The 1118-nt window shown below is 54.8% G+C and carries 1 protein-coding gene; it reads left to right on the forward strand.

Going from position 1 to position 1118, the window contains the following annotated elements; genetic code table 11:
- Positions 1-210 precede the first annotated feature (210 nt).
- On the forward strand, positions 211-1118 hold a 908-nt coding region (locus tag AAEZ10_RS27170), incomplete at its 3' end, for an IS110 family RNA-guided transposase (RefSeq protein ID WP_350571769.1).

A 1118-nucleotide genomic window follows, 5' to 3' on the forward strand; every position in this document is an offset into this window, starting at 1 on the left:
GCTCGCTTGTATGGTAGGACTTGAAGGGAGGAGGAGGGACAAGGCTCGATTCTGACTGTTAGCGCAGTACAGACCGTGGGAGATTTTCACCCTCCTCCTTTCACCCAAGCGCCGATAAAGAATGCATCTGGCCTAGACCGACGATAGGAACAAGCCTGCGCCTCTGGGTGAACCCTTCAAGTGTTCAAACCTTAGCCCGGAGGATTTCTTATGGCAATGCCCGTCGCTACTACCCAGTCGATTGTCGGGGTTGATGTCGCCAAAGACGAACTGGTGATTTATCACGTCGAATCAGATCGGCTCGAGACAATCTCCAATACCAAAACGGCGATCAAGAAATGGCTCAAGACCGTTGCCAAACCAGTAGCAATCGCCATCGAAGCCACCAATATTTATCACCAGGAGTTCGCCGAGCTGGCGCACGCGGATGGCTGCAGGATCTACATGGTTGGCGGTTATGAACTCAGTCATTACCGCAAAGGCGTGAACGTTCGCGCTAAAACTGATGCGCTGGATGCTCGTTTATTGGCCCGCTATCTGACAAACGAAGGGGACCATTTGCGCCCCTGGACGCCGCCGTCCCCCCTGTATTGCCGGCTCATTAGTCTGTTCCGGCGTCGTGCGGCTCTGGTTCAGGCTCGTGTCAGCCTCAAGCAGAGCTGGGAGAATGAGCCGCTGCTCAAAACCGCTTTCAAGAATCAGATAAGCGCCATGCAAAGGCTAGAAACCTTGCTTGAAAAAACGATCCTGACGCAGATAGAAGAAGCCGGTTTGGGCGCACAGCTCAAGCGCTGCATGAAGGTCGAAGGTATCGGTACGTTGAGCGGAGCCCGCTTGCTTGCATCCTTTCAGCGTGGGGACTTCAGGAATGCCGACGCTTTCATCGCTTTTCTAGGAATGGATCTGCGCATAGCGGACTCAGGCAAAAAGAAAGGCCGGCGCTGTCTGACCAAACGAGGCGACCCTGAGGCACGTCGATTGCTGCACAACGCTGCAATGGCGGCGAGCCGGACCTCGGTGTGGAAAGGGTTTTATGAGGCTATGAGAGGGCGTGGATTGAGCACTACCCAAGCACTGGTCGCACTAGCCCGCAAGCTTGCACGGGTGGTATTTGCTCT

The organism is Pseudomonas sp. H26/SER47-MNA-CIBAN-0231, from assembly GCF_040310465.1.
Taxonomy (GTDB): domain Bacteria; phylum Pseudomonadota; class Gammaproteobacteria; order Pseudomonadales; family Pseudomonadaceae; genus Aquipseudomonas; species Aquipseudomonas atacamensis.